General features: G+C 77.1%; 3 protein-coding genes. 1 reads left to right on the top strand and 2 read right to left on the bottom strand.

Going from position 1 to position 5310, the window contains the following annotated elements; translation table 11 throughout:
- Positions 1 to 97 precede the first annotated feature (97 nt).
- Positions 98 to 2137, bottom strand: coding sequence for an AfsR/SARP family transcriptional regulator (locus SCA03_RS34305; protein ID WP_086815109.1), 2040 nt, complete (start codon positions 2135 to 2137; stop codon positions 98 to 100).
- 466 nt (positions 2138 to 2603) lie between these two features.
- Between SCA03_RS34305 and SCA03_RS34300 the strand changes: the two genes are divergently transcribed.
- Positions 2604 to 3503, top strand: coding sequence for an alpha/beta fold hydrolase (locus SCA03_RS34300; protein ID WP_086815110.1), 900 nt, complete (start codon positions 2604 to 2606; stop codon positions 3501 to 3503).
- Between the two features lie 53 nt (positions 3504 to 3556).
- Here SCA03_RS34300 and SCA03_RS34295 read toward each other — a convergent pair whose 3' ends face one another.
- Positions 3557 to 5134 (bottom strand): glycoside hydrolase family 3 protein, encoded by a 1578-nt coding sequence (locus tag SCA03_RS34295; protein ID WP_086815111.1) that lies wholly within the window; start codon positions 5132 to 5134, stop codon positions 3557 to 3559.
- Positions 5135 to 5310 lie beyond the last annotated feature (176 nt).

The following is a 5310-nucleotide window of genomic DNA, read 5'->3' as shown; positions in this document are numbered from 1 at the left end:
GGGGCGGACCACTTCGGTGGTGCGCCCCGCCCGCCGGTTCGTCGTTTCGCCGGTTCGTCGTTGCGCCGGTCCGCCCGTTCGCCGGTCCGCGTGGGGTTCAGGGCCGGTGGCCGAGGGCCGTGGCGAGGGCGGTGAGGTGGTCGGTGACCGGGCCGACGGTGAGCAGTCCGCTGCCCGCGCCGGCGAGTTCGCCCGCCGCGGGGGCGAGCGCGCGGTACACGCGGCGCATCGTCTCCCGGTCGCCGAGCGCCACGGCCGCGTGGCCGGTCAGCGCCCACAGGGCCTCGGCCAGCAGATCGTGCGGCGGATCCGGGGCGCGGCGCAGCGCGGCGGCCGCCTCGTCCCGACGGTCCTCGGCCAGCAGCACCAGCGGCCGGGCCCACGGCGCGTACGGCCCCCAGTCGGTGTCCTCCGCCGCCCGGCCGGCCGGGGCGGGCGGCGAGCGCCGGACGCGGACACACAGCAGGGCGAGCGGCAGGAGCCCGTGCCGCAGCCCCGGCATACCGGCGTCCTCCAGGAGAGCGGCGGCGTCCCGGTAGGCCGCCTCCGCCTCCGGCGCAGACGGTGCGTCCACGGCGTCCCGGCGCAGCGCGGCGTACCAGCGGGTGAACACCGTGACCAGCGGCCGCTCGTGACGCTCCGCCAGGCGGTCGGCCGCTGCGGCGTGCGTGTCGGCCCCGGGGAAGTCGCCCAGGCCGGCGCGGGCCTGGAGCCGGATCAGATGCCCGAGCACCTCGTAGGAGACGAGGCCGTTGCGCGCGGAGACGGCGACCAGTTCGGCGCCCGTCGCATCGCGCTGCGCGGCCAGCCCCGTCCTCCCGAAGGACTGCATGAAGACGCCGTTGAGGGCGAACGCCAGCAGCGCCGGATCGTCCAGGCCGCGTGCCGTCTCCTCCGCCTCCCGCGCGGCCCGGTCCGCCCGCCGGGCGCCGCTGCCCCGGGACTCCAGCGCGACCGTGGCCAGCAGCCGGGCCCGGACGGCCGGGTGGGTGCCCGGCGGCAGCCCGGCCAGGGTCCGTTCGGCGGCGTCGACGAGCCGTGCCGCGAGCCGCGGGTCGTCCGAGCGGGTCCAGATCGCCGGGACGTCGTAGGCGCCGATGACCCGGGCCGTCAGCTCCGCGTCGCCCAGCTCCTCGGCCGCTTCGACGGCTGCCTCGCGGTGTTCGCGTGCCGCCGTCAGACCGCCGCCCCCGGTGACGGCCAGATCCCGCAGCAGCCCCACCGTCGACTCCAGCCGCGCCCGGGCGCCGGGCGCCACCGTCCGGTCGTACGCGGTGGCCGCCCGCGCCCACACCTGCTCGGCCTGCACGGGCTGCGCCGACTGTGCCGACTGCGCCGTCTGTGCCGACTGCGCCGCCTGCGCGTCCCGGTCGGGGCCCGCTTCGAGGTGCTCGGCCTGGGCGAGGACGTCGGCCTCCAGGCGCAGGAGCCGCGGCCCCGGATCGACGCCCAGCTGTTCGACGAGCAGGGCGCGGGCGCGGCGCAGCACGGCCAGCGCGTCGCCCTGCCTGCCGTCCCGGTAGAGCGCGAGGGCGAGCAGCCGCCAGGCGTCCTCCCGCCACGGGTGCTCGGTGACGTGCGCGTCCAGCTCGGACACGGCCTCCGTGCCGCGGCCCAGCGCCAGCAGCGCCTCGGCCCGGCGTTCGACGGTGCCCAGCCGCAGTTCCGCCAGGCGGGCGCGCTCCGCCCGGGCCCAGGGTTCCTCGGCGAACTCGGCGTAGGCGGGCCCTCGCCACAGGGCGAGCGCCGCGTCCAGCTCCTCGGCCGCGCGCCGGGGCGGCAGCGTGCCGACGGAGGCGAGCGCCTGCTCGAACCGCCAGGCGTCCACGTCGTCCCGGCCGGCGCGCAGCGCGTACCCGGGGCCCTCGGTGACCAGGAGCCGTGCCGGGGTGCGCGGCGCCCGCCCGGGTTCCAGGGCGCGGCGCAGCGCGGCGACGAAGCTGCGGACGGTCGCCACCGCGCCGGCCGGCGGGTCCGGCCACAGGTCCTCCACCAGCACGGAGACGGGGACCACCCGGCGGCGGGCGATGATCAGCCGGGCCAGGACGGCGCGGTGCCGCGGGCCGCGCAGCGCGACTGGCTCCCCGGCCTCGTCCCAGGCCGTGACCGGCCCCAACACCCCGAACTCGACCCGCAACCGTGACCACCTTCCCGACGCCCGACTTCTCCCGGCCTCCCCAACCCGGAGACCGGAGCCCCCGGACCTCCAGCTTCCGGCTCCGGTCCTCCCGGGCCTCCGGAGGTCCCGCTTCCCGGTTCCCGGACCCGGCGGTGTGAGCCTCTGCTTTCCGGCGGACAGCGCACAGCCCACGGCCCGCAGATGCGCGGGGCTGGTCCCGCAGGGGAGGAGCACACGGCCGCATGAGGCCCGGCGCACGGCCGGAGGGGACGCGGCGCACGTGAGGGGGGTCGCACCGTGTCGCACAGTGTCGTGCCATGTCGCCCTACGAGGCCCGGCATCCGCCGGAGGAACGCCGGCCCGCCCCGGGGCTCCGCCGCCCGCGAAGGGCCGCCCATGGAGCGCGGTCATCGAATGCTCATTCGCGGCCCGCAGGCTGGAAGCAACTGTTCAGCGCCCAGTGGGCACGAGCGAAGGACATGCCATGACCACCCCCAGCATCGACGGATTCGACCAGCGGCGGGTACCCGTCGCCGACGGTGTGGAGCTGCACGCGGCCGTCGGCGGTTCGGGGCCGCCGGTCGTGCTGCTGCACGGCTTTCCGCAGACGCATCTGATGTGGCGGCACGTCGCCACCGACCTCGCGGTGGACCACACCGTGATCTGCCCCGATCTGCGGGGCTACGGCGCCAGCGACAAACCGGCGGAGAGCGCGGCGGCCGACGCACCCGGCGGCGGCACCTACGCCAAGCGCACCATGGCCGCCGACGTCGTCGAGCTGGCCCGCGCCCTCGGCCACGACCGCTTCGCGCTCGCCGGGCACGACCGCGGCGCCCTCGTCGCCTTCCGCGCCGGGCTCGACCACCCGGCCGCCATCAGCCATCTGGCCTGCCTCGACGTCGTGCCGACCGCCGACATGTGGGACGTCCTGCACGGCGCCGACGCGGCCGTCGCCTTCCACCTGTATCTGATGGCCCAGCCGCCCGGCCTGCCCGAGCAGATGATCTCGGCGGCACCGGACGCCTTCTTCGGCCACTTCCTCGACCTGTGGGGGCAGAGCACGGAGGCGATCCCGGACGACGTCCGCCGCGCCTACCTGGACGCCTGCCGGGCCGCCGTCCCCTCGATCGTGGCGGACTACCGGGCCTCGGCCGGCGTCGACCTCGCCCACGACCGGGCCGACCGGGACGCCGGTAACCAGCTGCGGATGCCCGTCACCGTGCTCCAGCAGGACTGGGGCGCGGCGCTCGGCTACGACGCGGCAGCCGTGTGGCGGGCGTGGGCGCCCGACCTGCGGCACACCTCCGTCACCTGCGGCCACTTCATGGCGGAGGAGGCCCCGCTCCAGGTGGCGACCGCACTGCGGGAGCTGCTCACCCGCTGACGGGCCGCGCCGGTCGGCGCCGGTCAGCACCCGTGAGCACCCGTCAGCACCCGTCAGCGCTGCCGCGCGGTGGCGGGCTCCCCCGTCGCCCGCCGCTGCTCCGGGGGTGCCTGACCGGTGAGCAGCTCGGCTGCGGCGACGCCGCTGACCCGGGTCGCGCCATGGGTGGCGAGATGGACGGCGCCGGGGCGGTCGTCGGTGGGCACCCCCATCTCGACGACGACCGCGTCGGGACGGTGGCGCAGCAGCGCGGCGAGCGCCCGCGCCATCCAGCCGTGCCGCCCGGCGTCGCGGACGACCACGACCAGTTCGCGCCCCTCGGCGGGCCGGAGCCACTCCCGGACCGGCGGGTCGTCGCCGTCGGCCTCCGCCCGTGTGAGCCGGGCCGCGGTCGTGTCGGCCCGCAGGGCGCGCAGCGGTGCGGCCAGGCCCCAGGGGGTGGCGTCGTCGATGGCCAGGTGTGTCGCCGCGTGCAGTTCGACGACGTGCGGGGCGCCGGTCAGCGGCAGCCGTGCGCCGCCCTCCCGGCCGTCCACCCGCAGTGCCCGCCGCGCCGCCACCAGCCCGGCCCCCTCCTCCGCCGGTGACGGCCCGTCCCCGGGGGAGGCCGCTGCCTCGCGGGCCCGCCGGGCCGACCACGCCGCGAACTCCCGTACCCGGGCGGCCGCTTCGGCCAGCCGCTCCTCGGGCAGGGTGCCGTCGAGCACGGCCTGCACCACGGCCTCGGTGAGCTGGTCCACGACCGCCTCGCCCACGCTCTCCCCGCCGACACAGACGGCGTCGCAGCCCGCCGCCACGGCCCGCACCGTGGCGCCCCGGATCCCGTACCGGTCGGTGAGGGCGCGCATCTCGACGGCGTCGGTGACGACCATGCCGGTGAAGCCGAGCCGCTCGCGCAGCAGGGTGCCGACGAGGTGCGGGCTGAGCGTGGCGGGGGCGTGCGGATCGTAGGTGGGAACGAGGAGATGTGCGGTCATCACGGCGCGCGCCCCGGCGTCGAGCGCGGCGGCGAACGGCGGCAGCGCGACCCGCGCCAGCTCCTCCGGCCCGGCGTCCACCCGGGGGGTGCCGTGGTGCGAGTCGACGGTGGTGTCGCCGTGCCCCGGGAAGTGCTTGGGGCAGGCGGCCACCCCGGCCGACTGGAGGCCGCGGACCCAGGCGGCGGTGTGCCGGGCGACGAGTGCGGTGTCCGGCCCGAACGAGCGGACGCCGATGACCGGGTTGAGCGGGTTGGAGTTGACGTCCGCGCTGGGCGCGTAGTCCAGGGTGATGCCCAGCGCGTTCAGTTCCCGGCCGAGACCGCGGGCTACCTGCTCGGTCAGCCCGGTGTCGTCGACGGCGCCGAGCGCGAGATTGCCGGGCCGGGAGGACCCGGTGTGCGCCTCGACGCGGGTGACGTCCCCGGCCTCCTCGTCGATGGCGACGATCAACTCCGGCTGCTGGGCCCGCAGTTCCGCGGTGAGCGCGGCGATCTGCTCCGGCCCGGCGATGTTGCGGCCGAAGAGGACCACGGAGGCCAGGCCCTCGTCGATCCTGCGGCGCAGCCAGTCCGGTGGCGAGGTGCCCTCGAATCCCGGTTGGATGACGGTGTGGGCGAGCCGGGTCAGCTCCGGGTCTCCGCGTCGCGCCATGGCTGCCTCTCGACGGAACGCCGTGACGCGTACACCGCGCCCCGATGACCCTTGGACTGTACCAATGCCCTCCGCCCAAGGCACGACCGCGAACGCCCCTGCGCTGTCGGCAGGTTGGGCACGGCGAACAAAAGGCGCGATATGCGCACGAGGGCGCCACGGAGCGGGGGTCTCCT

Origin of the sequence: Streptomyces cacaoi (assembly GCF_006539165.1) — a bacterium.
In the GTDB taxonomy this organism is placed as follows: domain Bacteria; phylum Actinomycetota; class Actinomycetes; order Streptomycetales; family Streptomycetaceae; genus Streptomyces; species Streptomyces cacaoi.
This window is presented reverse-complemented; position numbering and strand designations above follow the sequence as displayed.

Excerpts from the sequence above, each read along its gene's own strand:
- SCA03_RS34300 (WP_086815110.1), top strand. The coding sequence starts at position 2,604 with ATGACCACCCCCAGCATCGACGGATTCGACCAGCGGCGGGTACCCGTC.
- SCA03_RS34295 (WP_086815111.1), bottom strand. The coding sequence starts at position 5,134 with ATGGCGCGACGCGGAGACCCGGAGCTGACCCGGCTCGCCCACACCGTC.